Raw genomic sequence first — 347 nt, 5'->3', positions numbered from 1 at the left:
CGTGCTGACGCGGCGCGAGTTCGACCTGCTGGCGTTCCTCGCGCAGAACGTGGGGCGCGTGTACGGCCGGGCCGAACTGCTCGACCGGGTGTGGGGCGCGGACTTCCTCGGCGGGGAGCGCACCGTGGACCAGCACGTGACGCAGCTGCGCGCGCACCTGCGCGAGGAGCCGGGCCTGCCGCGCTTCCTGGAGACGGTGCGAGGCAAGGGCTACAGGATGCGGCCGTGGGAGGAGTAGATCCGGCCTTCCGCGGCACGGCGGGCGCCACGTGGATGGACGCGCTGCCGCAGGCGGTGATCCTGCACGAGGACGGGCGGGCCACGCACCTCAACGCGGCGGCGGTGCG

Annotated in this window: 1 protein-coding gene; it reads left to right on the top strand. The window is 74.4% G+C overall.

Annotated elements, in window-relative coordinates:
* Positions 1 to 238: winged helix-turn-helix domain-containing protein (locus tag DEIPI_RS0117045; RefSeq protein ID WP_169737144.1), on the top strand; the 238-nt coding region annotated here is incomplete at its 5' end.
* Positions 239 to 347: the final 109 nt, after the last annotated feature.

Source organism: Deinococcus pimensis DSM 21231 (genome assembly GCF_000519345.1).
GTDB lineage: Bacteria > Deinococcota > Deinococci > Deinococcales > Deinococcaceae > Deinococcus_A > Deinococcus_A pimensis.
The sequence above is the reverse complement of the archived record's forward strand: the minus strand, read 5'-3'. Positions and strand labels throughout refer to the sequence as shown.